The sequence below is a fragment of the Paraburkholderia sp. GAS348 genome, assembly GCF_050434205.1.
Lineage (GTDB): Bacteria > Pseudomonadota > Gammaproteobacteria > Burkholderiales > Burkholderiaceae > Paraburkholderia.
Genome location: NZ_JBNPVT010000004.1, coordinates 86,712 through 112,410 on the forward strand (window position 1 = coordinate 86,712; position 25,699 = coordinate 112,410).

General features: G+C 62.2%; 22 protein-coding genes and 1 pseudogene. 7 read left to right on the forward strand and 16 right to left on the reverse strand.

Features of this window, described 5'->3' with window-relative positions; genetic code table 11:
• The first annotated feature begins 62 nt into the window (after positions 1-62).
• From P3T22_RS08360 to P3T22_RS08380, 5 genes are read left to right on the forward strand one after another with little or no spacing between them, the layout of a single operon-like run.
• Positions 63-2,129, forward strand: coding sequence for a bifunctional 5-dehydro-2-deoxygluconokinase/5-dehydro-2-deoxyphosphogluconate aldolase (locus tag P3T22_RS08360; protein ID WP_429324743.1), 2,067 nt, complete (start codon positions 63-65; stop codon positions 2,127-2,129).
• Positions 2,126-4,099: a 3D-(3,5/4)-trihydroxycyclohexane-1,2-dione acylhydrolase (decyclizing) gene (gene iolD, locus P3T22_RS08365; RefSeq protein WP_063496771.1), complete on the forward strand. Its 1,974-nt coding sequence runs from the start codon at positions 2,126-2,128 to the stop codon at positions 4,097-4,099. Before P3T22_RS08360 ends, iolD begins: the two co-directional genes overlap by 4 nt.
• Before the next feature lie 10 nt (positions 4,100-4,109).
• A complete protein-coding gene (iolE, locus tag P3T22_RS08370; protein WP_063496772.1) occupies positions 4,110-5,036 on the forward strand; it encodes a myo-inosose-2 dehydratase in 927 nt (308 codons plus the stop codon).
• On the forward strand, positions 5,033-5,830 hold the full coding sequence (gene iolB, locus P3T22_RS08375; protein WP_429324744.1) for a 5-deoxy-glucuronate isomerase: 798 nt from the start codon (positions 5,033-5,035) through the stop codon (positions 5,828-5,830). Before iolE ends, iolB begins: the two co-directional genes overlap by 4 nt.
• Positions 5,827-5,982 (forward strand): hypothetical protein, encoded by a 156-nt coding sequence (locus P3T22_RS08380; RefSeq protein WP_158515280.1) that lies wholly within the window; start codon positions 5,827-5,829, stop codon positions 5,980-5,982. Before iolB ends, P3T22_RS08380 begins: the two co-directional genes overlap by 4 nt.
• 115 nt (positions 5,983-6,097) lie before the next feature.
• Here the strand turns inward: P3T22_RS08380 and P3T22_RS08385 are convergent, their stop codons facing one another.
• The gene (locus P3T22_RS08385) at positions 6,098-6,766 is read right to left on the reverse strand and encodes a hypothetical protein (RefSeq protein ID WP_063496774.1); all 669 of its coding nucleotides are present in this window, start codon (positions 6,764-6,766) and stop codon (positions 6,098-6,100) included.
• Between the two features lie 746 nt (positions 6,767-7,512).
• Here P3T22_RS08385 and P3T22_RS08390 point away from each other — a divergent pair.
• Positions 7,513-7,830, forward strand: a complete 318-nt coding sequence (locus P3T22_RS08390; protein ID WP_236720955.1) for a leucine zipper domain-containing protein — start codon at positions 7,513-7,515, stop codon at positions 7,828-7,830.
• On the opposite strand, the pseudogene P3T22_RS08395 reads toward P3T22_RS08390, so the two are convergent.
• The 14 genes and pseudogenes from P3T22_RS08395 to P3T22_RS08460 all read right to left on the reverse strand — a co-directional run.
• Positions 7,766-8,251, reverse strand: a pseudogene (locus P3T22_RS08395) (hypothetical protein); the annotation flags it as partial. The gene P3T22_RS08390 and the pseudogene P3T22_RS08395 sit on opposite strands and share 65 nt — an antisense overlap.
• Before the next feature lie 241 nt (positions 8,252-8,492).
• The gene (locus P3T22_RS08400; RefSeq protein WP_429324895.1) at positions 8,493-9,821 is read right to left on the reverse strand and encodes a hypothetical protein; all 1,329 of its coding nucleotides are present in this window, start codon (positions 9,819-9,821) and stop codon (positions 8,493-8,495) included.
• A 277-nt stretch (positions 9,822-10,098) separates the two neighbouring features.
• Positions 10,099-10,479 (reverse strand): hypothetical protein, encoded by a 381-nt coding sequence (locus P3T22_RS08405; RefSeq protein WP_063496776.1) that lies wholly within the window; start codon positions 10,477-10,479, stop codon positions 10,099-10,101.
• A gap of 12 nt (positions 10,480-10,491) precedes the next feature.
• On the reverse strand, positions 10,492-11,136 hold the full coding sequence (locus P3T22_RS08410; RefSeq protein ID WP_148662172.1) for an XAC2610-related protein: 645 nt from the start codon (positions 11,134-11,136) through the stop codon (positions 10,492-10,494).
• Entirely contained in the window at positions 11,117-13,387 is a 2,271-nt protein-coding gene (locus P3T22_RS08415) for a hypothetical protein (protein WP_429324745.1), read from the reverse strand. The genes P3T22_RS08410 and P3T22_RS08415 overlap by 20 nt, the downstream gene beginning before the upstream one ends.
• A 72-nt stretch (positions 13,388-13,459) precedes the next feature.
• Positions 13,460-13,714 carry a hypothetical protein gene (locus P3T22_RS08420; protein ID WP_429324746.1) on the reverse strand — a complete coding sequence of 85 codons (255 nt, stop codon included), beginning with the start codon at positions 13,712-13,714 and terminating at the stop codon, positions 13,460-13,462.
• A gap of 416 nt (positions 13,715-14,130) precedes the next feature.
• Positions 14,131-14,844 carry an ABC transporter ATP-binding protein gene (locus P3T22_RS08425; RefSeq protein ID WP_429324747.1) on the reverse strand — a complete coding sequence of 238 codons (714 nt, stop codon included), beginning with the start codon at positions 14,842-14,844 and terminating at the stop codon, positions 14,131-14,133.
• Positions 14,841-15,593 (reverse strand): ABC transporter ATP-binding protein, encoded by a 753-nt coding sequence (locus P3T22_RS08430; protein WP_429324748.1) that lies wholly within the window; start codon positions 15,591-15,593, stop codon positions 14,841-14,843. The genes P3T22_RS08425 and P3T22_RS08430 overlap by 4 nt, the downstream gene beginning before the upstream one ends.
• Positions 15,590-16,828 (reverse strand): branched-chain amino acid ABC transporter permease, encoded by a 1,239-nt coding sequence (locus P3T22_RS08435; protein ID WP_429324749.1) that lies wholly within the window; start codon positions 16,826-16,828, stop codon positions 15,590-15,592. Before P3T22_RS08435 ends, P3T22_RS08430 begins: the two co-directional genes overlap by 4 nt.
• A 43-nt stretch (positions 16,829-16,871) precedes the next feature.
• Positions 16,872-17,810: a branched-chain amino acid ABC transporter permease gene (locus P3T22_RS08440; RefSeq protein WP_429324750.1), complete on the reverse strand. Its 939-nt coding sequence runs from the start codon at positions 17,808-17,810 to the stop codon at positions 16,872-16,874.
• A gap of 4 nt (positions 17,811-17,814) precedes the next feature.
• A complete protein-coding gene (locus P3T22_RS08445) occupies positions 17,815-18,264 on the reverse strand; it encodes an acyl-CoA thioesterase (RefSeq protein WP_429324751.1) in 450 nt (149 codons plus the stop codon).
• Positions 18,265-18,329: 65 nt separating this feature from the next.
• Complete coding sequence (locus P3T22_RS08450; protein ID WP_429324752.1) at positions 18,330-18,860, reverse strand: NUDIX domain-containing protein; 531 nt, start codon at positions 18,858-18,860, stop codon at positions 18,330-18,332.
• A gap of 166 nt (positions 18,861-19,026) precedes the next feature.
• Positions 19,027-20,058, reverse strand: a complete 1,032-nt coding sequence (locus tag P3T22_RS08455) for a threonine aldolase family protein (protein ID WP_063496786.1) — start codon at positions 20,056-20,058, stop codon at positions 19,027-19,029.
• A 267-nt stretch (positions 20,059-20,325) separates the two neighbouring features.
• Positions 20,326-21,621, reverse strand: coding sequence for a YbfB/YjiJ family MFS transporter (locus P3T22_RS08460; RefSeq protein WP_063496787.1), 1,296 nt, complete (start codon positions 21,619-21,621; stop codon positions 20,326-20,328).
• Between the two features lie 118 nt (positions 21,622-21,739).
• Between P3T22_RS08460 and P3T22_RS08465 the strand changes: the two genes are divergently transcribed.
• Positions 21,740-22,651 carry a LysR family transcriptional regulator gene (locus P3T22_RS08465; protein ID WP_429324753.1) on the forward strand — a complete coding sequence of 304 codons (912 nt, stop codon included), beginning with the start codon at positions 21,740-21,742 and terminating at the stop codon, positions 22,649-22,651.
• 145 nt (positions 22,652-22,796) lie between these two features.
• Here P3T22_RS08465 and alaS read toward each other — a convergent pair whose 3' ends face one another.
• Positions 22,797-25,421 (reverse strand): alanine--tRNA ligase, encoded by a 2,625-nt coding sequence (gene alaS, locus P3T22_RS08470; protein ID WP_429324754.1) that lies wholly within the window; start codon positions 25,419-25,421, stop codon positions 22,797-22,799.
• Between the last annotated feature and the right edge of the window lie 278 nt (positions 25,422-25,699).

The following is a 25,699-nucleotide window of genomic DNA, read 5'->3' on the forward strand; positions in this document are numbered from 1 at the left end:
TTCGCGTGGGTTGCCAGCGCTTGCTGCGCCTCGCGCCCGCGCACAGCTATTCAGGAATATTCATGGATCATTCCAGCACATCCAGCGGGACCGGGATCGTGAACGGTAGCAGGCCCACGTCCGCCTCCGCGGCTACGCCCAGCCGTTTCGCGCCAGGCCGCAGCCGCGACATCGTCTGCCTTGGCCGTCTCGCAGTCGATCTGTACGCGCAGCAGGTCGGCGCGCGGCTCGAAGACGTGTCGAGCTTCGCGAAGTATCTCGGCGGCTCGTCGGCGAATATCGCGTTCGGTTGCGCGCGGCTCGGGCTTGCATCGGCGATGCTGGCGCGCGTCGGCAACGATCATATGGGCCGTTTTCTCACCGAGACCTTGACGAAGGAAGGCTGCGACGTCAGTCACGTACGCATCGATCAGGAGCGCCTGACCGCGCTCGTTCTGCTTGGGCTGAAGGATCGCGATACGTTTCCGCTGATCTTCTATCGTGAGAACTGCGCGGATATGGCGGTGGATGAAGCGGATTTCGACGAGGCGTATATCGCGTCGTCGAAAGCCCTGCTGATTACCGGCACGCACTTTTCGACCGAACAGGTGAACCGCGCGAGCCGCCGCGCGCTGGATTACGCGCGACGCAATAACGTGCGCACCGTGCTCGATATCGACTATCGCCCTGTGTTGTGGGGTCTCACGGGCAAGGCGGATGGCGAAACCCGCTTCGTCGCGAGCGAAGGCGTGACCGCGCACTTGCAACGCATTCTGCCGTTGTTCGATCTGGTGATCGGCACCGAGGAGGAGTTCCGCATCGCCGGCGGCAAGACTGAACTCGTCGAAGCCCTCGCGATGGTGCGCGCCGTCACACCGGCGACCCTGGTCCTGAAACGCGGCCCGATGGGCTGCCAGATCATCGACGGTAAAGTGCCCGCAACGCTCGACGATGCGCCGATTCATGGCGGCGTGGAAGTCGAAGTGCTCAATGTGCTCGGCGCGGGCGACGCATTCGCCTCGGGCTTTCTCTCCGGATGGTTGCGCGATCAACCACTCGAAGCCTGCGCGCGGGCCGCCAATGCCAGCGGCGCGCTGGTCGTCTCGCGTCACGGTTGCGCGCCCGCAATGCCGACGCCCACCGAACTCGACTACTTCCTGCGCGAAGCCAAGGCCGACCCGCAACGCATGCGCCGCCCCGACCGCGATGCGACGCTCGCACGCCTGCATCGCGTCTCCCCTGCGCGCAAACAATGGGACGAAGTACTCGGCTTCGCGTTCGACCACCGCAACCAGTTCTTCGAACTCGCCCAGCAGACCGGCGCCGACGAAGCGCGCATTGCGCAACTGAAGCGCCTGTTCGTCGAAGCTGTCGCGCAGACGGAAACCGCCTTGGGGTTGCAAGGCCGCATCGGCATATTGAGCGACGACCGCTATGGTCAGGACGCATTGAACGCCGCCACCGGCCGCGGCTGGTGGATCGGCCGGCCGGTCGAGCTACCCGGCTCCGTGCCGCTCGTGTTCGACCATGGCCGCTCGATCGGCACGACGCTGACCGCGTGGCCGCAGGAACACATCGCCAAGTGCCTCGTGCAATTCCATCCCGACGAACCGGTCGAACAACGCCTCGAGCAGGAAGCGCAACTGCGTGCGCTCTACGACGCGACGCAAGCGAGCGGTCACGAATTGCTGCTCGAAGTGATTCCGCCGAAGCACGCACCTCTGCCGCAAGCACCGGACATCGTCTATCGCGCGTTGAAGCGGCTGTACAACATCGGCATCTATCCCGAATGGTGGAAGCTCGAACCGATGGACGCCGCACAATGGCAAGCCGTCGACGCGCTGATCGCCGAGCGCGATCCGTACTGCCGGGGCGTGGTGCTGCTCGGTTTATCGGCGGGTGTCGAGCAATTGAACGATGGCTTTCGCGCGGCGGCGCAATCGGCGACATGCCGGGGCTTTACCGTGGGCCGCACGATTTTTCACGAGCCGAGCCATGCATGGCTCGCCGGTGAAATCGGCGACGACGAACTGATTGCGCGGGTGCGCCGCACGTTCGAAACGTTGATCGCGTCGTGGCGTGCGACGCGCGGAGCGACACGCGCGCAGTCCACCACCGCGAGCCACGCACATCAGGAGCAGGCGGCATGAACCAGCGCGTATTGCATCATGACGCGGCGTCCGCCAACGACGCCACCCAGGCCCACCCACCATCCGGCGGCACCATCCGCCTGACGACCGCCCAGGCGCTGGTTCGCTACCTCGCAGCGCTTCGCGTCACGACCGAAGACGGCACCGGCACCGAGGCGCTCTTTGGCGGCGTGTTCGCGATCTTCGGGCACGGCAACGTGGCTGGAATGGGCGAAGCCTTGTATCAGCATCGCGAGGCTTTGCCCACACTGCGAGCTCACAACGAACAGGCGATGGCGCACAGCGCGATCGCCTATGCAAAGGCGCATTTCCGTCGCCGCATGATGGCTGTCACCACTTCGATCGGACCCGGCGCGACCAATCTGATCACCGCGGCCGCGCTCGCGCATGTAAATCGTCTGCCGGTGCTGCTGCTACCCGGCGACGTGTTCGTCTCGCGCGCGCCCGATCCGGTATTGCAGCAGGTTGAAGATTTCCATGACGGCGGTGTCTCCGCCAACGATGCGTTCAAGCCGGTGTCGCGCTACTTCGATCGCATTGTGCATCCGGCACAGTTGCTCAATGCGCTGCCGCGCGCCTTACGTGTGCTAACCGACGCTGCATTGTGCGGTCCCGTCACGCTCGCGTTGCCCCAGGACGTGCAAGCGCAGGCATGGGATTTCCCAGCCGATTTCTTTGCGCCGCGCGTCGTCACGTTTTACTCCCCCGCGCCGCGCGCCGAAGATATCGACGCGGCGGTTGCCCGCCTGCGCCGCGCCAGGCGTCCGCTGATCGTTGCGGGCGGCGGCGTGCTCTATGGCCGCGCGGCCGACGCGCTGCACCGCTTCGCCGCCGCGCACGGCATTCCGGTGGCGGAAACGCAGGCCGGCAAGGGTGCGCTCGCATGGAACGATCCGTTGAACGCCGGTGCGTTGGGCGTGACCGGCTCGCCTGCCGCCAACGCGCTAGCCCACGATGCCGACTGCGTGCTCGCAATCGGCACTCGCCTGCAGGACTTCACCACCGGTTCAAACACATTGTTTACGCAGGCCGACGTGATCGGCATCAACGCGAACCCATTCGACGGCCTCAAGCATCGCGCGCTGGTGGTCGAAGCCGATGCACGTCTTGCACTGGATGCGCTCACCGGACCTCTGCAGGGCTGGCACGCTGAGCGCACATGGACCGCGCGTGCGCACAAACTCGCGGCGAGCTGGCGCGATACCGTGAGCACGCTCACGCATGCGCCGCAACGCGACACCGTGCTGCCGTATGAAGGCGACGTGATCGGCGCGGTGCAGCGTTCGAGCGCGCGTTCCGCGACGGACGATATCGTCGTATGCGCAGCGGGAACCTTGCCGGCCGAATTGCACAAGTTATGGCGCGCGGGCAAACCGGGCGCATATCACGTCGAATACGGCTACTCGTGCATGGGCTACGAAATCGCCGGCGGCCTCGGCGTCAAGCTTGCGCGGCCGGCGCGTGAAGTGATCGTGATGCTCGGCGACGGCAGCTACTTGATGATGAACAGCGAGATCGCGAGTTCGGTGATGATCGGCGCGAAGCTGATCGTGGTGGTGCTCGACAATCGCGGCTACGGCTGCATCAATCGCTTGCAGCAAGCCTGTGGTGGCGCACCGTTCAACAACCTGCTCGACGACTGCATGCAGGGCCCGCTTGGCGCACCGAGAATCGATTTCGCCGCGCATGCGCGCGCGCTCGGCGCGCAGGCCGAGCATGTCGCGAATATCGCTGAGCTTGAAAACGCGCTGCAACGTGCGCGCGCCGCCGATCGCACCTACGTGATCAGTATCGACACCGATCCGGCCCGTACCACGGGCGACGGCGGCTGGTGGTGGGAAGTCGCCGTGCCCGAAGTTTCGGCGCGCGACGCCGTGCGCGCCGCACGTTCGCAATACGACGCGCAACTCGCCGCACGCACCGCGCCCGCCGATCCCAGCGACCGCCCCCGCCACATCGACAACGAATGAGGATGTCCGCATGACTGCTTTCGACGTACGGATCGGCATCAACCCCTTATCGTGGATGAACGACGACCTGCCTTCGCTCGGCGGCGAAACGCCGCTTGAAGTCGCCCTGACCGAAGGACGGCAGATCGGCTACCAGGGCTTCGAGCTCGGCAACAAGTTTCCGCGCGAGCCGCAGGCGCTGAGGAGGCTGCTCGCTCAATACGATCTGGCCTTGGTATCCGGCTGGTACTCCGGACGGCTCGCGCGACGCAGCGTGGAAGAGGAAATCGCCTCGGTCGGCCCGCATCTCGACCTGCTCGCGCAGAACGGCGCGACGGCGATGGTGTACGGCGAGGTCGCCGATTCGATCCAAGGTGCGCCGCAACCGCTGTATCAACGCCCGCGTTTTTTCAGCGACGCGCAGTGGGCCGCGTATGCGGCGCGCGTCGACGAATTCGCACGCTATACGTTGAGCCGCGGCGTGCGGCTTGCGTACCACCATCATATGGGCGCGTACGTGGAAACGCCGGCTGACGTCGACCAGCTGATGTCGCGCACGAGCGACGCCGTCGGCCTGCTGTTCGACGCAGGGCACATCACGTTTGCCGGCGGCGATCCGCTCGCGGTACTCGGCAAGCACATTGGCCGCGTCTGTCACGTGCACTGCAAGGACGTCCGGCCGGCGGTGATGAAGCTGGCGCGCAATCGCAACTGGAGTTTTCTCGATGCCGTGATCAACGGAGCCTTCACGGTACCGGGCGATGGTGCGGTGAACTTCCCGGCGATCATCGATCTTTTGAAGCGGCATGGTTATCGCGGCTGGCTGGTGGTTGAAGCGGAACAGGACCCGGTGGTGGCGCCGTCGTATGACTATGCGCAGAAAGGATTCAGGACTTTGCAAGCGCTGGTCGATGCGCCGCTCGACACCGGTGGTAAGACTGAGCAGGAGGCAGCATGAGTTTATTGGTGAAGGCGGAGCGCGAGGGCCAGACGATCGCGCGGGTGACACCTGAGTCGGCGTGCTGGCGGTATGTGGGATTTGCCGCTTACCGGCTGGGCGCGAGCGAAGTCGTTCATGTTTTTGAGCCATCGCGAGAGGTTTGTATCGTGGTGCTCACGGGCGCGGTGGATATTGAAACTGCTGACGCCACATGGAGTTCGCTGGGTTCGCGCGACAGCGTGTTCGAGGATGCCGCACCGCATGCGGTGTATTTGCCGCCTGGCGTGCGGGCGACGGTTCGCGCCTGTCGCGATGCGGAGGTTGGTGTGGCGAGTGCGCCTGCCAAGGGTGCGTATCCGGCGAGGTTGATCGAACCTTCTTCGATGAAGCGCTCCACGCGTGGCAAGGGGCTGAATACGCGATACGTATGCGATATTCTTCCGCAGACTGAGCTTGCGGAGTCTTTACTGGTTGTTGAGGTGCGGACGCCGGGTGGGCATGCGTCGAGTTATCCGCCGCATAAGCATGATACCGATAATGTGCCGCTCGAGAGTTCGCTGGAAGAGACTTATTATCATCGGCTCGATCCGGCGCAGGGGTTTGCGTTTCAGCGGGTGTATACCGATATGCGCGATATCGATGAGTCGATGGCCGTTGAGGATCACGATGTCGTGATGGTGCCGCGTGGGTATCATCCGGTTGTAGTGCCTTATGGATATGATTCGTACTACCTCAATGTTATGGCTGGCAAGCAGCGGGTTTGGCACTTCAAGAACGATCCGGCGCACGAGTGGATTATCAATAAAGAATGATCGTTTTTGCCTTGCAGGCGGTCTGCTCTGATTGCCTGCTGCGCCTTCTTTTGTTTTGCATTCCTATGGCATTTGTCTTTCTTGGTGATCTATTGGCGTTGCCGCTGTGCGGGGCAGCATCTGCAGCGGCCTACGACACGGGCACGCGCTGACTCGCGTGTTCGAGCAGACTGCGTTGCGCATGCCAACGCGTGCCACGTGACCGGTTTGCTTGCCGTCGCCCGGTGCATGGTTTGGGCGACGGGTTTCATGGAACGGCCGTCACGCCTAGTCGGTCGAACCGTCACTGTCCGGAGGGGTCTGTGGGCGCGGTATGCCACGTTCGATGAGACGAATCCTGGCTGGATCACCAGCGGCCGCATCGATATGTGCTTCACGAAACTCCAGCGCACCCTCCGCTACCTCGCGCGGCGCCATCTCCTTTAGTGCGCTCGGCGTGCGACCGAGCTGCTTGGCGGTAAAGGCAGGGTTGAAGTAGACGTTGTCCTTCAATGACGCTCCTTTGAGACCCTTGGTCTTGATCTCATACAGGTCATAGTGGCCAGCACCAAATTCGCTGTCGCCGAATGCTCGTGCGCCTTCCAGCGTTTCGGAAACGATCAGCGCGTCCCCCGAAATCATCTTTTTGATGCCCCCGAAGTGAGATGATGGTTCGAAACCATGTTCGAGGATCGCAGCGCGATTCAGACCGGAGTCAACTCGATAAACACGGGGGAATGCTTTCTTCTCGAGAAAGCCGATCTCGTTGACATGCATGCCCGGAGGCACAAATGCCGGGTTGAGATCTGGATTAGGCGAGTTCGCTTCATCGGCAGACTTTGACCGCGTGCTGGAATTTGTCGCGTCGACCGGCTTGCTGCCAGCAAGCGAAGGCGGTAATTCGCTTTGCTCTGGTGCCGGCGAAGCGGGAGGCGACGACGCCGGAGACATATCCATCGGTGTAGCGGGACGCGATGGCGGCGGAGACGTATCCATCGGTGTAGCGGGACGCGATGGTGGCGGCGAAGACGTATCCATCGGTGTAGCGGGACGCGATGGTGGCGGCGAAGACGTATCCATCGGTGTAGCGGGACGCGATGGCAGGCGCGAAGACGTACCCGTCGCGGACGGAATATCCAGCGGCACACCGGATGCACCTCCCGGCTCAGCGCCCATCCCGGCTGGGCGTGGTTCCAAAGGACCACCACCGACAATCGACAGAATTACGCTAGTCGCAATTTGGCCACGCGTTGGCGGCGGACTCTCCCCTTCATTTTTCGGCGGTTTGCCACGGCATGGGCCGCCCGTACGCCAATTGCAATGTCTTTTTTGATACTCGTCCCAGTTCTCCTTGTTGGATTGATATTGCGGTTCCACCGCTATTCCCCACGGAGGTCTGGGAGTCTCGCGACTACCGTCGCCAGTGGCGCCTCCGTTCGCGGCGGCCGCTGCATGAACCGCGGGTCGAAGTGCGTAGTCACTGAACGAGTCATTCCTGAACCATCCTGTTACACCATGCATATGAACCTCCCCAGCATTGCCGGCGGGTCGCCGACGTCGTCACGAGTATGAGCTTCGACGAACTTGGCATGTACGACTCGATATACCACCACTTGTGCAGACTAGAGACATTGCTGACAGGTATACGGGAACATGGTTGACATGTATTTGCCCGGACCGGACAGACGTTGCCGGTCAGCGAGTTGTGCCGGCGCTTCAACATCAGCTATCAGACCAACTACCAATGGCTTGATCGCCACAAGACAGAAGACGCTGATGGCCTGGCCAACCGCTCGCGTCGCCCACATCACAGCCCCACGCGCTCATCGGACCGGATCACTGAGCGTGATTGCGCGCAGCGCCAGCACTGGCAGCGCTTCGAACACGAACAACCCAATTCGCTGTGGCAGATGGATTTCCAGGACGATTTCCCAACAGGGGGTGGCGTTCGCTGCAGTCTTGAGGCATCACACGCATATTGCGCAACGGCGAGCCCTGGTATTGGAACAGGTAGCGGTTGAAAATCGCGGTGAGCCTGGCGCTGTCGAGCGTGACGTCGCCGCGATGGACGTTGATCGTCACGCTGGTCGGATCGTCGAACACAATCGGCAGACCGGCGTGCGTCGGGGTCAGTGTTGCCGCCATATCGTGAATCATGAAGCCGATGTCGCCGGTTACACGAAAGTCGACGTCGCGCGCGAACATCAACGAACCGTCGATGCCGGAATCGCGCAGCGTCAACGGACGGCTACGCGTCTCATGCATGCCACTCGCGGATGGCACACGTTCGGCGACACGTTGTTCGGCAGCGAGCTGTTTGGCCTTGGCAAGTTCGAGCGCGGACCGTGATGCTGAGGCGGGTCGATCGGCGCTCGCGGCGGCGGCGCTGTTGGTAGGACGCTCACCAAGCGATCGAGCGTTTGAATCGCCACGACGAGTCATTGGGAAGCCCCACGCGTCGGACTTGGGCGGTCTATACGCATATGAGATTCAAACGGCACCCTGAGACCGATTCGAGCACGGAGCGAGGGGTGCGTGCATCGCGCAGTGCATGACAACCGGCGCTGTCGGAGCATCACGTGGCACATCAAATTTCGGCACGACGGCAATCATGATCAACCCCAAGATGGCGAGCCTGCCCGGTGCGCCGGGGGACTCCTCTCCCGATGAAAGTGTCTTGAGGTTATTCGCCGGATTCGCCGTGCGGTGAAGTGGGATCCGGTGCGGGGCTCACGTAAAGGATCGCGGCCTGCGAGGTCTGCGTATGCTGGGGGGTGTGAAGGATCAGGTGCGGACCGCTCCCCGCCGACTCGACTGCCGCGGCGACCGATAGCCAGCCACCTGCCGCACCCGAGTGACCGATGAGCTTATCGGCGCGGCGCTGCATTTCGAGTTTTGTGACGCCGGAGAGCGACGCCTTCTTGAGAGCCGCTAGCAGATCTGTTTCGTGCGAGTCTTCGAGACTGCTGATCCAGGCGGGCTGGATGGTCGGGGCGTCAGCGTTGCCCCACAGCACGGCATTCGCGAGTATGTCGGCGACGGTATCCAGTTCGCCCGCCACGGGTCGATGCAGGCTCGCCACTACCTTGACCGGTTCGGGTAAGACGAACACACCGGGGGCGAGCAGGACTGCGATGCTGCCTTCGGTGCTGCCGGTGGACGGCTGCGCGTCGTGCCATTCCGCGGCGATCACCAGCAGCGGGCGTCTCTCGCCCGCATCGAGCCACGCATCGGCCACGAGCAGGCCGTCCGTAGCCGGCACGGCCTGACATTGAAGAGGAGGCAAGCCGGCCATGCGCAGCGCATCTCGGACCTGCTGTTCACGCTCCCCCGCTTCGGCGGGCAAGGCCAGCACATGGATCTTCGGCCAGTAGACCGGTTCGTATCGCGATAGCGCATGCAGACTGACCGCTAGCGGCTCGAGTACCCGACGGATCAGATGGACCGCTGGGGAAACGGGGGCCTGCTTTGAAGCGTGGGTTCCGCTCTTATCCTGTACGACTTCGTGTCGTACCGCTTCTGCTTCGATTGCCGGGCTATCGAGTTGCGGATCGTTATCGGCAAAACGGTTGTGCAGGATCATCCCTGGACCGTTGCGCGGTGCCTGCATTTTCGGCAGGGGCTTCGCTGCCGCGATTGCCTCGGTGAGACTCGTACCGCCGAGCGGCAGGCAATAGCCCACGCCCAGCACCTGCAGCGGTTGCTGCGCATAGCGCACGCGGCGATTGAGCCAGTTGCGCCGGTGCATGTTCCAGTAGTGCGCCCGGAACCACAATGCCTCATAGCCGGCGCGCGCGATGCCCAGCGTGATCAGGAACAGGCCGTTGGGGATACCCGCCACGCAAAACCAGAACCACGGCCCGCTCGCGGGTGTGCCAGCCGGCCACAGCAGCAGCGCCCCTGCTGAGCCAATTCCGTTGCAAAGTACCCAACCGATCAGCCACGGCACGAGACGCGGCGGGTTCGTCGGGTAGGCACGCGGCGGACCCGCGGGAGACAGATCGACTGGCATCGTCAAGTGATATTCACGTTCTGCAGCGACGAAAGCCGCCGGCAGTTGCACGCGCAACGGGGGGGCACATCGCGACCGGCTTGCCGCCCGTTGCCGGGAAACGACGGGTTGTCTTCGGCAATCGTCGTGCTGGCACGGGTGTAAATCCAGAGGCGCCAACGAATTCGGCGCTGCGAAGGACGTCGAAAACGTATGGATGCAGATCCTCATTAGGATCGCTAAGGTGCATAACGGGTTCACCACCGCACACGGCCAAAGCTTTGTGAAAGATGCAAAATTACAGGTAGCGCTCGCGCTGTGCGGGATCGTCCTGGATCAAATAGAATCTGTTCCCGTTGACCGCTTCCAGGTTCTGCACTTTAGTGAGTGTGTCCATAGGCTCTACATCTCTCTTGCTCTCGAAATAAGGAACCCACTTTTTTCCATCTCCGTCGTAGACAGCACCATGCTGGCGTGCGATCTCCTCTTTGGATTTGTCGATCAAACTGGCGCAAACAAAATTGACACCAGGCTTCGACATCAACGTTTTAACAGGCGGTTTTTCCGTCGCGGACGCGTCCCGAAAACTCATGCTGTGGCTATAAATCTTGCCGACGGGCAGATTCTGAGTAGGAGGCGATGCGGATCCGGCGTTCGATTTAATTTTATCTTGAATCATTAATTATGCAGCCTACTGACCGGTTGAAGGAGAAAGCGGAGTAACCTTTGAATAAATATGCTTTCCATTTTTGAACCTGTCCACATAAAAATAGGTTTGCCCCGTAGGATCGCAGTAAGTTCCCCTTCGTTCGATAAGTGAAAGCACACCTCTCGCGCTGAGGGTATAGCGCTCCTCCCAATTTTCACAAGAACTCTCGTGAAAACACGCACCGATCACCTGCTTCCGTTTCGCATCCGCCTGCAAACACGGAATATCACTCAATTCTTTGTTGAAAACGTATATTCCTTGCTTGGGCGAATATAAGTACACGTCGTAGAACTCTTGAGAAGCCCCTCGGGTGTTCAGCACCTTTAAATCCTCATACCCGCCAGATGTCAAATTCTCAAATTTAACGTCCACCAATTTAACTTCATGATCAACTATTATTGTTTGCATTTTTCCAGACGGAAAACTTATATGGATTCTATTTTCATTGACGGAAATTTCAGGGGTGGACTGCAGTCTTTTAGACCACGAATCATTCGAAATAAGCGCGATTTTTAAAGATAAGGCCAGCCCAACGATCGGCATGATCCTATTTAAATTTCGCATGCCAGCACTAGCACTTAAAGATCCGATATATACGAAAAATTTTTTAGCCGATTTTCTGAGCATACGCATCCTCAAAATCGATTAACACATCGGACAATTTTGCCATCGATGAGAGAAAAACATTGGTCCGCGGAACCAGCCCATACATCGCACCCGTCCTATTTGGCGACCCGGTGTTAACTGCTCTCGCGGTTCGCTCAAACTGCTGACAGACTCGAAATCTCATCGCTGACAAAACAGTATTACACGTCCGATTATGATAATCGTAACTCGAGCATACATTCGTTATTGTAGTCGGCGAGATTATTGGATATGCGTCAGCCTCAACATTGATATTGTGGGCAGAATTAACCGGCTTCGCACAGCTTACCCAGTAAAATCCCGCCGAATCACTCGCGCGAGCCGGATCTGTTTCAAGGGAGTCCCTATAACTTGACGCGGAGCCGGGCCAGCCTCTGTAATCGCCATATCGTTTGTAATTTTCCTCATGTGTCAGCTGGATGATTCCTCGACCATACCACGGGGCATAGCTAAGATGAGACCCATCTCCTTCTGCTGTCTGCGATAGATATGTAGTCTCCTGTATGGCATTTCCAAGAAAATAAGAAAGCCGAATGCCGTTGCTCGATAGTCCGTATTTTCGAAAAGCTCGATTAAGGTGAGGTAAAAACCGTTGCACCCTCGCCAAGGCTGAACCCCAACCGATGCTTCCTCGGGGAAACACTGTTTGGTTCACTTGATTTCTGGTCTGGTCAACGATTTTACGAGGAATGCATTGAGCCAACTCCTGTGCGCTCAGCCATCCGCATTTCCTGAAATGCCGGATAAACGCAAGCGGATGGAAGAACCAGAACCTGTGGCCACCCAGTGGCGTCTGTTCCAGAAACTGAAACCTCTTCAGAAAGGCGACGAACTTGTCATATTCGTCTGGATCGATATCCTTGCGCTTCCCAAAGAATCCGTCTGGCTCGTTCAGCCCCCCATAGCGCCCATCGTTGTTGCCTGCATCCCATTCGCTGCTCGCGTGGCAAATAAAACCCTTCAGGCTGTTCAGTACGTCTTCCTTACCCCGTACGTAAGCAGCCAGCTGATCATCCTCGCTGTACTCGGAAGGCATCGTCGCACCGGGCAATTCCTGTGCTTCAGCAACACCGGTGATCTTGCATAGTTCGTCGTAACCACACAGGCCATCCGGACCAAACGGAGTATTGTCGTCGTCGATCCTTTTCCAGCCAGTAAAAAACGGGAAATCCGCATCTGACAGCTTCTGGATGGCGTCCTGGCTGATGTCGATGTAGCCCTGTGTGCTGTTCTCGTCGAAGGGCACTGCCACCCACGTGTTCGGTGCCGACGCAGGTAGCGTCTGCTGGTCCGCTCCAAGGATGCGGCCAAAGCGCAGCATGTCGTAGCCGTCGCTCGGGCAGTGCGGATAGAGGTCCGTCGCACGCTGGTACAGGTTGTATTCGTATTCCTTGTATCGATCCTTCACCGGCGCCGCTGTTAGCGGCTTGATGCTGTCACCTATGCCGACCCATGATCGTGTGTAGCGTTCGCCCTTGTGGAAATACGCCTCGACATAGAGCTTGCTGTTCGGGTCGAGTGTTCCGGACGTCAGCGCCGGAAAGTACGCGGAGCCATGCTGCCCCGGCGGCACGCTGACGAATGTCTGTCCGCCGGGAATCACGAAGTAGCTGTGTCCCCAGTAATCCTTCGATGCGGGTGTGACCGGATTTTTCGCGCCGAGCTGAACCTTATGTCCGTCCTGGGCGAACCATGCCGTGAAATCCGTTTCGGTCATGAAAATTTCAAAGTGCAGATGCCGGGTGCCATGACAACTCCCCCAGTATCCCAGCATGTCCTTGCGATAGACCTTTCTGCCGTTGCCGGACCGCGCTACGCCATCCTTGCCCCCAGCCGTGTCGAGTAGCCATGCGGGCAACCCGTCGGGCGAACTGTTCTGAGCTGGATTGGTGGGCTGCGGAGCGATGTTTTGCTGTGCAGTCATGTCCAGCAGATGCATGTACAGCGAATAGAACGTGATCGTGCGCCCGTCGCCGGTATCGGTCACATGCTTGAGCAGCACGAAGCCCGTATTCGAGTTCAGTACGGGGTTACCGGTTTGCGGATTGATCTGGCCATCGGCAATCGCATTCTTGCTGACGCGGTACGCAATCACCTCGCCATCGGCGATCGCCCGTACGGGCTCCGTCTGCTCGGACGGGGCCAGGTGAATGCCGCAATGCGAACGGCGGTCAAACGCAATCGGGTAGGTGCCGTGATGGAGCAGTTCAAACTGCCCAACGGCCGCCATCATCGGATCGGGTTCCGTGGGGTCGGTGGACGTGAGACCGGCGGCAGGCAGGAATGGAGGGCTGATTACCATGGCTTAGTAGGCGAACGGGATCGCCGTGATGTCGTTGCTTTTGTTTGCCATGCGCACCTGCCCTAGCGCCATACCCAGGCCGCTGCCGTAGGTCGACACCAGGTGAAGCGCATGCGGTTCGCCACAATACGAGCCGCGTACGGTCTTGCCATCGATGACCACCACCAGCATTTCCGTCAGATCATGAGCTGGCGCGCGGCTGCGCGGATCAAACAAATCGCCAAACGCTTCTTCAATACTTAGTACGTCTTCCCGCATCGCCTCTTCCCAGCGTCGAAAGCTGTAGTAAGCCCGCTTTCAACCGGGGTTACAACAATCCCGCCACCATCTGTAACGTTTCATGCAATCGCGTTGGGAAGGCGTGCTGTCCACCGCCCGATGAGTGTAAGCGGGACATTTTCAACCCGGTTCCGGGCGACGACGACTAGCCCCGGTTAAACAGGACCCACGGCGGGATTGACTGCCGATTGATTGCTGCTGCGGAAGGTGGTTCTACGCCGCCTCAGTGCCTTCAGTCTCGCAGACGTCAACCGGGCCTGACCCACGAGACAGCCGCAAATTCGAACGCAGTGCTGTAATAGAAAGTGACGAGATGCGCGGCACTTGATCGTGCACGTCGCGCATGCCGAGGCGTCAAGGACGCCGCAATTGAGGCCAGCCAGGGTACACCTCGGCTAACCCACCCCGAGCCATTCCCGCATCACGTCCGGCCGCCTCACAAACGACGCGAGCGCGTCATCGAAAACAATTTCTCCATGCCCCATCACCGCTACCCGACTGGCGATGTCTTGCGCAATCACAAGCCGCTGCTCGATCAGCAGCATCGCCATGCCGCGATCACGCAGCATCTGCAGACACTGCGCAACCTGCCCCATCACCTGGCTGGCTAGCCCCTCGCCAGGTTCATCGACGACCAGCAAGTCGGGGTCGCCGAGCAATGCCCGCGCGAGCGTCAGCATCTGCTGTTCGCCGCCCGATAATGCGCCGGCGCGCGTACGCTTTCTTTCGCGCAGGATGGGGAACAGTTCGTAGGCGTCGTCAAAGGCAAAGCGCGGCATGCGGCCGCGAGCGCGCGGCGCCACACCGAGTTGCAGATTCTCGTGGACGCTCAGCGTCGGAAAAGCGTCGCGATGTTCAGGCACGTAACCGAGCCCCAGACGGGCAATCTCGAAGGTGCGAAGACCGCCGAGCGCATGACCGGCAAAACGCAATTCGCCCTCGCTGCGCACGAGCCCCATGATCGCGCGCGCCAGCGTCGAGCGTCCGGAGCCGTTGCGCCCGACCAGCGCGACGACTTCGCCTGCCTCGATCTGCAACGTGACGCCGTGCAGCGCCTGGCTCGCGCCGTACCAGGCGTTCAGTTGTCGAATGTCGAGCAAAGCGGTCATGTGCGCAAGCCGTCGCCAAGATAAGCGGCGCGCACTGCCGCATCCGCGCGAATCGCGGCCGGCGTACCGGTCGCGATGATGCGGCCTTGCACCAGCACCGAAATGCGGTCGGCGATCGCGAACACGGCGTCCATGTCGTGCTCGACCATCAGCAGCGTACGGCCCGCGGTGGTCGTGCGAATCAATTCGATCGCGCGCGCCGCTTCGGCGCGGTTCATGCCCGCGGTGGGCTCATCGAGCAGCAGGGTATGCGCGCCGCCCGCGAGCGCGAGGCCGAGGTCGAGCGCACGCTGCTCGGCATAGCTCAGTGTGCCGGCCTGGATATGCCGGCGCGCGCTTAAGCCCACAGCTTCGAGCACCTGCCCGGCGCGGGCATCGACCGTGCGCGAGCCGCTGAACCGCCGCCACCAGCGCGTGCGGTCACGCTCGGCCAGCATGGCCGCGCAGCGTAGGTTGTCGAACACGCTGAGGCGGGCGAACACGCTGGTGGTCTGGAAACTGCGCGCAAGGCCGCGGCGCGTGATCGCGGCCGGCGCGAGACGCGTGATCTCCGCGCCGAACAGATCGATGCGCCCGGCGTTCGGCCGCGCGCCCCCGGCGATCAAATTGAAAAGCGTCGACTTGCCGGCGCCGTTCGGCCCGATCAATGCATGGCGCTCGCCGGGCTCGATCGCCAGATCGACGCCGCGCAGAATCTGCGTGGCGCCGAAGCGCTTTTCGATGCCGTAGACCGCGAGCGCCGGGATCATCGCGCGTCTCCGGTGATCGGCGTGACGCTCGCGCGAACGGCGAGACGTGCTTGTGCGCGAAGCGCGCAGTGCGCGGCAAGCACCCCAAGCGCGGCCAGCATGAACACCGCAACGCCGAGCCAAAGATACGGCGAGGTTCTCTGCAACGGCACGCCGACGACGTTGAAAGCCGCGCCGTCGTCCGCGCCGAATTGCACGGCGTAGGCCCATTGCACCGCGAACACGACGGCCAGCGTCCACAGCACCGCTGAGGCCGTACCCCAAAGATACGTCTTGCTGCACACGCGCCAGCCGTAGGCCGCGACGCGGGCCGTGTGCCGCTGCACGAAACCCGCCAGTCCATCCGGCGACGCCACCACGACCACGATGAAGAACAGCCCCAGATAGAACAGCCAGGCCCGCGTGATGCTCGCCACCGCGACACTGAAAAACGTCAGGACGATCGCGCCCGCGACCGGCCCGAAAAACGCCGCCGTGCCGCCGATCACCGTCGCAATCAGCACGGCGCCCGAACGCATCATGCCGACGCTTTCCGTCGACACCAGTTCGACATTGATCAGCCCCAGGGTGCCTGCGATGCCCGCAAAAAACGCCGACATCACCACCACGCCATAGCGGATGCGGCGCGGATAGCAGCCGATCGCCGCAGCGCGCGCCGGGTTGTCGCGCACGGCGTTGGCAAGCCGCATGAACGGTGTGCGCGACAGTATGAACATCGCCACGCTCGCCAGCACGCACCACAGCGCGATCAGCGCATACGCCTCGCGTGCCGGGCCGAAGCTCCAGCTTGCTAGCATCGGCCCGCTCGCGCGATCGATCGGCACGCCGGCCTCGCCGCCGAACCAGTCGGGCAGAGTCCACGCCGCCGCCGCGACGAGTTCGCCGATACCGAGCGTGATCATCGCGAAAGCCGTCCCGGCACGCCGCGTCGACACGAAACCGAACAGCACCCCGCACAGCGCACCGCCGCTGCCGCCGATCAACGGCAACAGCACCAACGGCACGCCAATGCGGTTGAACACCTGCGCCGCGACGAGCGCGCCGAGGCCCGAATAAGCCGCATGACCGAAGGACAGCAAGCCGGTTTCGCCGAGCAGCAGGTTGTACGAGAGCGCGAACACGATCATCGTCGCGGTCTGCGCAAGATAGGCGAGCAGCCAGCTCTGCGGCCAGACAAAGGGCGGCACGACGAGGAACAGGACGAGTGCAAGCCATGGCGCGAACCTGCGCAACATCGAGCGAGACGTGGTTGTCGGCACAGCGAACTTTTTGGACGGCTCACGCATGATCGTCACGCCGTCCGAACAGTCCACGCGGGCGCAGCGCCAGCATCGCGACAAGCAGCAGATAGGGAATCAGCGGCGCAAGTTGCGCAAGCGTGAGCGCGTCCCATGCGGCCGGCAGCACGCCGCCGAATACCGCCGTGAGATCGCCCAACGAGACGTCGCTCGCCACCGCAAAGGTCTGCACGCAACCGACGATCAGCGAGGCCGCCAGCGCCCCGCTCAGCGAGCCCAACCCACCGATCACCACCACTACGAACACGATCGAGCCGAGCGACTCCGCCATTGCCGGTTCGATCACGAAGAGCGGCGCGCCGATCACGCCGGCGAGCGCGGCGAGCGCCGTGCCCGCCGCGAACACGCCGGTGAACACGCGCGGCACGTTGTGGCCGAGCGCCTCGACAGCGCTCGCATGCGTGAGCGCGGCGCGCACGATCAGCCCCGCCCTGGACACGCGCAGCACCGCGTAGAGCACCGCCAGCATCGCCAGCGATACCGTCATCATGAAGGCCCGATAGCGTGCGAAGGCCGCGCCGTAGACAGTGAACAACGGGCCGTCGAGCCCGGCCGGAACAGTCGCGCCAAGCGGACTCAAGCCCCAGCCGAGCTTGACCAGTTCGCCGAGCAGATACGCGGCGCCGAACGTCAGCAGCAACTCGGGGAGATGACCATGCACACGCACACGGCGCAGCAGCCAGCGCTCCAGCGCCGCGCCGATCAAGCCGACAATCAGCGGCGCGATCACCAGCGCACTCCAGAAGCCCGCATGCGCCGTCACCGAAAAACCGACGTACGCGCCGAGCATATAGAAGCTCGCGTGCGCAAAATTCAGCACACCGAGCATGCTGAAAATCAGCGTCAAGCCTGCCGACAGCATGAACAGCAGCAGGCCGTAACTGACACCGTTGAGCAGATTGACGACGAACGACTGCACGCGCCTATTCCGCCTGCACGGCGACGGTGAGCGGTTCGAGCGCCGCGCGCAAGTCGGCGGGCAAGGTCACCGGACGGCGCGTGACGCGATCCACATACACGTGCACGAAATGACCCTGGGCGGCAGGTTGATCTTCGCCCTCCTTGAAGAGGCCCACCTCGTAGCGCACGCTCGAGGTGCCGAGCCGCACCACCCGCAAACCCGCCTCGACCCGCTCCGGAAACACCAGCGGCGCGAAGTAATTGCAATGCGTCTCGACCACGAGGCCGATCGTCGCGCCATGCTCGAAGTCGAGCACGCCGGCGCGGATCAGGTACTCGTTCACCACGGTGTCGAAGTAGCTGTAATAGACGACGTTGTTGACGTGGCCGTAGACGTCGTTGTCCATCCAGCGTGTGGTGATAGGCAGAAAGTGCGGGTAGGCGCTGCGCGCGGCGGGTGCGGGTCTGCTCATCGTGACGTGGCGTAGAGGTTGTCTTGATCGTTGGCGAGGGGCGATGGCCAATTCGTTGGCAATACTTACTTCCATGGCTTTTCGACAAACTCGACCGGCAAGCCGCGCCGTCGCATCCATTCGCCGAGCGCCTGACCGGTGCCCGCACGCCATGGACGCAGTTTGGCCGGTTCGATCAACCGGTATTCGAGCAATTCCGGCGACAACGCGACCGTCCCGTACGCCTTCACGTGATACGCGATGATCAGTTCGTTTTTGCGGATGAATTCGTACACGCCGATCAACTCGACCGTCTCCGCGTGCAGCGAGGTTTCTTCCAGCACTTCGCGGGCAATGCCCTCTTCCGGGGTCTCGCCGTTTTCCAGAAAGCCGGTGATCAGCGCGAACATACCTTCCGGCCATGCGGCGTTGCGTGCGAGCAGGATCTTGCCCTCGTATTCGACGATCGCGGCCACCACTGGTAGCGGATTGTTCCAGTGGACGTAGCCGCATTCCGTATCGGCGCAGATCTGGCGGATCCGTCCGCCTTCATATTCAGCATCGACGCGCTCGATCAAAGGCGTAGCGCAGCGCGGACAAAATCGGTATTCGGTCATGGCGAGTGGGTTGTCTCTTATGTTTTGTGTGCAGCGTTGTTCAGCGTTGAATGTCGTGTTGCAGTTGGTTCAGCACCCAGTGCGCGGTCTTGTTTGTAAGCCTCGTTCCAGCTTCCGGATCAAGTTCACCGCTCCAGCCGGGCCTGGGTGCGCAGTCTATGCGGGCTCAGGCCACGCACAGCTCGCGCACTTCCGCAGCAAAACCCTCGACAGTTTCCGGCTGCGTGTCCCAGGCGCACATCAGCCGGCAACCGCCTGCGCCGATGAACTCGTAGAACTTCCAGCCGCGCGCACGCATTGCCTTGGCGGCCTGCGCGGGCAATTGCGCAAAGACCGCGTTCGATTCTCGCGGAAACATGATGCTCACGCCGGGAATTTCCTGCAACCGCGCTTGCAGCAATTCCGCCATCGCATTCGCATGACGCCCGTTGCGCAGCCAGACGTCGTTATCCAGCAGACCGAGCCACGGCGCGGAGATAAAGCGCATTTTCGAAGCAAGCTGGCCGGCCTGCTTCAGACGGTAGGCGAAATCATCGGCGAGCGAGCGGTCGAAGAACACCACGGCCTCACCAACCGGCAAACCGTTCTTGGTCCCGCCGAAGCACAACACGTCGACGCCCGCGCGCCACGTGATCTCGGACGGATGCACGTCGAGCGCCGCGACCGCGTTCGCAAACCGCGCGCCGTCCATATGCACTTTCAGATGGCGCCGCTTGGCGATCGCCGCGATTGCGCGCACTTCCTCGACGGTGTAGACGGTGCCCACTTCAGTCGATTGGGTCAGCGTGACGACCTTCGGTTTCGGGTAGTGAATATCGGCGCGGCGCGTGACAACCGCTTCGATCGCATCCGGCGTGAGCTTGCCGCCGACGCCCGGCGCGGTCAGCAGCTTCGAGCCGCCGGAGAAGAATTCGGGGCCGCCGCATTCATCGGTTTCGATATGAGCAAGTTCATGGCAGATCACCGAGTGATACGACTGGCACAGCGACGCCAGCGCCAGTGAATTGGCGGCCGTGCCGTTGAACACGAAAAACACTTCGCAATCGGTCTGGAACAGATCCCGCAGGCGGTCGCAGACCTGGTTGGTCCAGGAGTCGTCGCCATAAGCCGGCTCGTGGCCGCTATTGTTGGCGGCGGTCAGCGCCGCGAGCGCTTCGGGACAGATGCCGGCATAGTTGTCGGACGCGAAATGTTGCATGGCTGGCGGCGCACCCGGCGACGGGCGCGCTGAGATGACAGGAAAGCGGTCATTTTAGTGCGCCAGCGGGTTATTTGTTTTTCGCTTTGGTATTTGCTTCGCGGGTGGTTCAACAGACCCATGTTTTCGTCGCAAGGCGGCGGACAACCTTGCCGTGCTGGCACTTGCGCTTGCGAGATCGGTTGACGCCGAGGAACGCGCCGCTTTGCTCAAAGCCGGTGCCGGTAGCCTCGACTACGCATCAGCGTGCACAGTTCGCACAGGCCGTTAGTTGCAGCCGCAATCGGGCGTGCGACCGTTACCACGCGGCACGCGCGCCACGATCATCAGACCGACCGCGCCCAGCAGCAACGCCCCCGCCGCCAGCCACAGCGCCGGCGAAAAAGACCCCGTGTGGTCGGCTATCGGTGCAGCCACGAGCGGACCGACGATCTGACCCACGCCATACGCCGCCGTCGCATAGCCCATCAGGCCAGCCGCATTGTCGCCGCGCAGACGCCGCGCTTCGCGCATCGCGAACAGGGTGATGGCCGTAAATGGCAGGCCAATCAGGATGCTGCCGAGCGAGAAGCCGCCTGCCGTGGGCCAGACGATGCCGAGCGCAATGCCGGCGGCTTGCAGCAAGTAACAACCGGCGAGCAGCGTGCGGTTGTCCCAATGCACCGGCAAGCGTGCCGCGAGCAACGCACCGACGATCAAAGCCGCGCCGAACATCGGCCAGAACAGATCGGGCCAGGACGAGCCCGGCAGGGCGTGGCGCGCGATCACCGGCAGGAACGTCGCGGTGATGATGTAGCCGAAACCGGGCACGCTGTAGAGCAGGATCAGCCAGAAGGCATCGGCGCGGTGAGGGAAATGGCTTGTGGGGGGGCGTTGGCTGGCGGCCGGGCGTTGGCTCGCATGCGCGGCGGTGGTTGCCGCGCTCGTGGCACGCGCCGCGCCTGCTGAGGTGATATCGGTCACGCTCCCAAACACGCGCCAAACCGCGATCGAAAGCACCGCCGCGATAAGCCCGAAACCGACCCAGCCCGCCGTCGCGCCGTAGCCGCCCGCGGCGCTGACCAGCAAGCCCGTCCCGACGATGCCCACGCCCGGGCCTGTATAGATCACCCCGCTCCACCCGTGCGCGCCAAGTTCGGCGAGCCGCCGCAGGCCCCACTGCGAGGCAAACACGAAGGTCCAGGCGCTGATCGCGCCGGCAACGAAGCGCACGACGGCCCACACCCAGAATTGGCTTGTTACGCCCATCGCCAGTGTCAGCAAAACCGTCGCCACAAGGCCCGCCCGCACCATGCGCGCCGGCTCGACGCGCAATGCCGCGCAGGTGAGCGCACCGACGAAATAGCCCGCGTAGTTGAACGACGCGAGCCAGCCGCCATGCTGGATATCGATCTGCGGCTGGCCGAAGGCGCTGCCGTGAAGCATCAGCGGCAAGAGCGGCGTGAACGCAAAACGGCCGATACCAAGCACCACGGCCAAGGTGACCATGCAGGCAAAGGCCGCGCGGCGGGCGCTGTGACGTTCGGCAGGGATGTCGTGCGCGCTGGAAGCGAGATTGTTCATGAGCGGACGGTAAGTGGATTCGGGCCGGCAAGCACCGGTTTCTTCAATCCATATTAGCTTGACCTCTCCATCACGAAAAATGAATAATTCGGATACCAACCATCGCCAGGAGAGAACCATGGATCTGGCCGCCTTGACCATTTTTCGTGCGGTCGTGCGCGAAAACGGCGTCACGCGCGCCGCTGCCAAGCTCAACCGCGTGCAATCGAACGTCACGACGCGCATTAAGCAACTCGAGGAGCAACTGGGTACCGACCTGTTCATCCGCGATGGCCGGCGCCTCGTTTTGACGCCGGCTGGCGAGACGCTGCTGCCCTACGCGGAGCGCCTGCTCGCGCTCGCCGACGAGGCGCGCCATGCGGTACGCGAGGATCGTCCAAGTGGGCGCTTGCGTTTGGGCACGATGGAAAGCGTCGCGGCGACGCGTCTGCCTGGCTTGCTCGCGCGTTATCACCAGCAGTGGCCGGATGTCGCACTGGAACTCGAAACTGGCACGACCGGTAAGTTGATCGAGCGGGTCCGCGAATTCGAAGTGGATGCGGCGCTGGTGGCGACCCCGCCGGATCCTGCCGCGCTCGGTGAATTGTTCGAGACGGTGCCGGTTTTCCGCGAAGAGCTGGTGATGCTGTCGCCGCGAGGCCATCGGCCGATTCGCGACGTGCGGGATATTGCCTTATCGACGCTGATCGCTTTCGAGCGTGGGTGTGCTTACCGGGCGTACATCGAGAAGTGGTATCTGGAGCACGGGGTGAGGCCCGCTCGGGTGCTGGAACTGGGTTCCTACCATGCGATTGTGGCTTGCGTGGCGGCTGGGGCCGGGGTGGCCGTGGCGCCCAGATCAGTGCTGGATTTGCAGGCCGACGCCAGCAATATCGCAGTTCATGAGCTTCGCGATATTGGCGCGATCGAAACGCTTCTTGTCTGGCGACGGGGGCATTTTTCGTCCGCGCTCAATGCGCTGCGGCAGACGCTTGTGTCGGGAGAGGATGCAGTAGCGTTACCTACCGCCGCACCGGCAGGCGTTGCTTGATGCTTTGCCTGCGTGTCGGAGAACGCTAACCGCCACCGCAGTCGGCCAGGTTGATGCACGGCAAGACACGCCAAGGCTAAAAACAACTCGAGCCACGCGGGACGCAACAACAACCCACGCCCCGCATGGCTCAATCAAACCCGAATCAGAGCTGGGCTTCGACCCACCCCTTCACGCCCGCCAGTGCCGCCGGCAGATTCGCCGGCTCCGTGCCACCCGCTTGCGCCATGTCCGGCCGACCGCCGCCCTTGCCGCCGACTTGCTGCGCAACGAAGTTGACCAGCTCACCGGCCTTGACCTTCTTGCTGGCGTCCGCCGTCACACCGGCGATCAAGCTCACTTTGCCGCCTTCGACCGAGGCCAGCACGATCGCCGCGCTCTTCAGCTTGTCCTTCAGCTTGTCGACAGTCTCGCGCAGCGTTTTCACGTCCGCTCCCTCGAGCGTGGCAGCCAGCACATGGACGCCTGCCACTTCGATTGCCTGACCGGCAAGCTCGTCGCCCTGGCTCGAAGCCATCTTCGACTTCAATGCGCTCAGTTCTTTCTCCAGCGACTTCACCTGATCCTGCACCTGCACGATCCGCTGCGTCAGTTCCGACGGCTGCGCCTTCAACACGGCCGCAGCCGCATTGATCCGCGCGTCGAGATCCTGCACGAAGCGCACGGCGTTATCGCCCGTGATCGCTTCCACGCGACGAATGCCCGCAGCCACGCCGCCTTCCATCACAATCTTGAACAGGCCAATGTCGCCCGTGCGATGCACGTGCGTACCGCCGCACAACTCGCGCGAGAAACCGAGGTCGAGCACGCGCACTTCGTCGCCGTACTTTTCGCCGAACAGCGCCATCGCGCCGCCCTTTACCGCTTCGTCGAACGGCATGACCTTCACAATGCCCGGCGCGTTCGCCAGCACTTCCGCGTTGACGATCGCTTCGACCTGACGGATCTGCTCGTCAGTCATCGGCGCGTTGTGCGCGAAGTCGAAACGGGTCTTGTCCGCGTCGACCAGCGAACCCTTTTGCTGCACGTGCGAGCCGAGCACTTCGCGCAGCGCCTTGTGCATCAGGTGGGTGGCCGAGTGATTGCGCTCGGTGCGGGCACGACGCACTGCATCGATTTCCGCCTTCACGACGTCGCCGACTTTCAGCGTGCCCTGCTCGAGGGTGCCGTGATGGCCGACCACGTCCGCCTGCACTTTCAGCGTATCGGCTACCGCAAAGCGCACGCTCGCATTAGCCAGCACGCCCTGGTCGCCGACCTGGCCGCCTGACTCCGCGTAGAACGGCGTGTGGTCGAGCACGACGACCGCCTGCTGGCCGTTGCTCACTTCCTTAACCGACGCACCGTCGACATACAGCGCGATCACTTTCGCGTCGTCGAAGATGATTTCTTCGTAGCCGTGGAACGTAGTCTTCGCACCCGAGTATTCGAGGCCCTGCGCCATCTTGAATTTGCCCGCCGCGCGCGCCTGTTCGCGCTGACGCGCCATCGCTTCGTCGAAGGCGGCTTCGTCGACCGTCACTTCGCGTTCGCGGCAGACGTCTGCCGTCAGATCGAGCGGGAAGCCGTAGGTGTCGTGCAGTTTGAATGCGAGTTCGCCGTCGAGCGTCTTGCCGCCCTTCGCTTCCAGATCGGCCAATGCGCTTTCGAGAATCGACATGCCGTGCTCGATGGTCTCGAAGAAGCGCTCTTCTTCCTGACGCAGCACGTCGGTCACGCGTTGTTCCGCGTCCTTCAGTTCCGGATAGGCGCCGCCCATTTGCGCGACGAGGTCCGGCACCATGCGGTGGAAAAACGAACCCTTCTTGCCCAGCTTGTAACCGTGGCGGATCGCGCGGCGCACGATACGGCGCAGCACGTAGCCGCGGCCTTCGTTGCCCGGAATCACACCGTCGACGATCAGGAACGAGCACGCGCGGATGTGATCGGCGATCACCTTCAGCGAGTTGTTCGTCAGGTCGGTCACGCCGGTTTCGCGGCCCGCGGCCTTGATGAGCGCCTGGAACAGATCGATCTCGTAGTTGCTGTGCACGTGCTGCAGAACCGCGGCGATACGCTCGAGACCCATGCCCGTGTCGACGCACTGCTTGGGCAGCGGCGTCATGTTGCCTTGGGCGTCGCGGCTGAATTGCATGAACACGAGATTCCAGATCTCGATGTAGCGGTCGCCGTCTTCCTCAGGAGACCCCGGCGGCCCGCCCCAGACCTCCGGGCCGTGGTCGTAGAAAATTTCCGAGCAAGGGCCGCACGGCCCGACGTCGGCCATCTGCCAGAAATTGTCCGACGCGTAGCGCGCACCCTTGTTGTCGCCAATGCGGATGATCCGCTCGACCGGCACGCCCACTTCCTTCGCCCAGATGTCGTGCGCTTCGTCGTCTTCGTGATAGACGGTGACCCACAGCTTGTCTTTCGGCAGTTGGTACACGCCGGTGAGCAATTCCCACGCGTAGTGGATCGCGTCGCGCTTGAAGTAGTTGCCGAACGAGAAGTTGCCCAGCATTTCGAAGAACGTGTGGTGACGCGCGGTGTAACCGACGTTTTCCAGATCGTTGTGCTTGCCGCCGGCGCGCACGCTGCGCTGCGCGGTTGTGGCGCGCGAATACGGACGCGATTCCGCGCCGAGGAACACATCTTTGAACTGCACCATTCCCGAATTGGTGAAGAGCAGTGTCGGGTCGTTGCCGGGCACAAGGCTCGACGAGCGAACGATCGTATGGCCCTTCGATTCGAAGAACTTGAGGAATTTCTCGCGGATTTCGGCGGCTTTCATAGCGTGCGGGGGACGGGTTTGCCAGTTCCCTGGCTGTTACCGGCGGCATCATGGGATGCGCCAACTGTTTGTTTCTTAAACGACTGATTATACGGGATCGGCGCCCGCGCGCGGCGCCTGCCCCGTACCGTTGGCCATTCGGCCAGGTTTGGCCGGGTAGCGAGCGACCCGGCAAGCCGCGCCATGCGTCCTATGCCGTTCGGCCGACTGCGCCCCGGCGCGGGAATCGCTTAAGATTGCCCAAATCGACGGCGTCTTACGCGCCGCTTTGGCTACCT

What these genes read in the sequence shown, in the direction of transcription:
- P3T22_RS08360 (WP_429324743.1), top strand. Translation starts at nt 63, where the DNA reads ATGGATCATTCCAGCACATCCAGCGGGACCGGGATCGTGAACGGTAGC.
- iolD (WP_063496771.1), top strand. Translation starts at nt 2,126, where the DNA reads ATGAACCAGCGCGTATTGCATCATGACGCGGCGTCCGCCAACGACGCC.
- iolE (WP_063496772.1), top strand. Translation starts at nt 4,110, where the DNA reads ATGACTGCTTTCGACGTACGGATCGGCATCAACCCCTTATCGTGGATG.
- iolB (WP_429324744.1), top strand. Translation starts at nt 5,033, where the DNA reads ATGAGTTTATTGGTGAAGGCGGAGCGCGAGGGCCAGACGATCGCGCGG.
- P3T22_RS08380 (WP_158515280.1), top strand. Translation starts at nt 5,827, where the DNA reads ATGATCGTTTTTGCCTTGCAGGCGGTCTGCTCTGATTGCCTGCTGCGC.
- P3T22_RS08385 (WP_063496774.1), bottom strand. Translation starts at nt 6,766, where the DNA reads ATGGATATGTCTCCGGCGTCGTCGCCTCCCGCTTCGCCGGCACCAGAG.
- P3T22_RS08400 (WP_429324895.1), bottom strand. Translation starts at nt 9,821, where the DNA reads ATGCCAGTCGATCTGTCTCCCGCGGGTCCGCCGCGTGCCTACCCGACG.
- P3T22_RS08405 (WP_063496776.1), bottom strand. Translation starts at nt 10,479, where the DNA reads ATGATTCAAGATAAAATTAAATCGAACGCCGGATCCGCATCGCCTCCT.
- P3T22_RS08410 (WP_148662172.1), bottom strand. Translation starts at nt 11,136, where the DNA reads ATGCTCAGAAAATCGGCTAAAAAATTTTTCGTATATATCGGATCTTTA.
- P3T22_RS08415 (WP_429324745.1), bottom strand. Translation starts at nt 13,387, where the DNA reads ATGATGGCGGCCGTTGGGCAGTTTGAACTGCTCCATCACGGCACCTAC.
- P3T22_RS08420 (WP_429324746.1), bottom strand. Translation starts at nt 13,714, where the DNA reads ATGCGGGAAGACGTACTAAGTATTGAAGAAGCGTTTGGCGATTTGTTT.
- P3T22_RS08425 (WP_429324747.1), bottom strand. Translation starts at nt 14,844, where the DNA reads ATGACCGCTTTGCTCGACATTCGACAACTGAACGCCTGGTACGGCGCG.
- P3T22_RS08430 (WP_429324748.1), bottom strand. Translation starts at nt 15,593, where the DNA reads ATGATCCCGGCGCTCGCGGTCTACGGCATCGAAAAGCGCTTCGGCGCC.
- P3T22_RS08435 (WP_429324749.1), bottom strand. Translation starts at nt 16,828, where the DNA reads ATGTTGCGCAGGTTCGCGCCATGGCTTGCACTCGTCCTGTTCCTCGTC.
- P3T22_RS08445 (WP_429324751.1), bottom strand. Translation starts at nt 18,264, where the DNA reads ATGAGCAGACCCGCACCCGCCGCGCGCAGCGCCTACCCGCACTTTCTG.
- P3T22_RS08450 (WP_429324752.1), bottom strand. Translation starts at nt 18,860, where the DNA reads ATGACCGAATACCGATTTTGTCCGCGCTGCGCTACGCCTTTGATCGAG.
- P3T22_RS08455 (WP_063496786.1), bottom strand. Translation starts at nt 20,058, where the DNA reads ATGCAACATTTCGCGTCCGACAACTATGCCGGCATCTGTCCCGAAGCG.
- P3T22_RS08460 (WP_063496787.1), bottom strand. Translation starts at nt 21,621, where the DNA reads ATGAACAATCTCGCTTCCAGCGCGCACGACATCCCTGCCGAACGTCAC.
- P3T22_RS08465 (WP_429324753.1), top strand. Translation starts at nt 21,740, where the DNA reads ATGGATCTGGCCGCCTTGACCATTTTTCGTGCGGTCGTGCGCGAAAAC.
- alaS (WP_429324754.1), bottom strand. Translation starts at nt 25,421, where the DNA reads ATGAAAGCCGCCGAAATCCGCGAGAAATTCCTCAAGTTCTTCGAATCG.